Raw genomic sequence first — 250 nt, forward strand, 5'->3', positions numbered from 1 at the left:
CGAATCCATGAAGCTGCGCTGGAACGCCCACACCGGCTCGTCGGCGAAGTACTCCAACGCGTAGGTGACGCTCCAGTTGTCGCCGGAACGGCCGCCGACCCACTGCACGTCGCCGAAGTCGCCGCCGCCGGTGGTGGTGGTGCCGCCGCGCACGGTCAGCTTGTCGCCGTTGAAGTTGGTCTTGAGCACGACGTTGATCACGCCGGCCACGGCGTCGGAGCCGTAGATCGCCGACGCGCCGCCGGACAGG

1 protein-coding gene is annotated in these 250 nt (G+C 68.8%); it reads right to left on the minus strand.

Annotated elements, in window-relative coordinates:
• Window positions 1-250 (minus strand): hypothetical protein (locus HKX41_12560; protein ID NNC24967.1); only part of this gene is annotated, 250 nt, incomplete at both ends.

Origin of the sequence: Salifodinibacter halophilus, assembly GCA_012999515.1 — a bacterium.
Lineage (GTDB): Bacteria > Pseudomonadota > Gammaproteobacteria > Nevskiales > Salinisphaeraceae > Salifodinibacter > Salifodinibacter halophilus.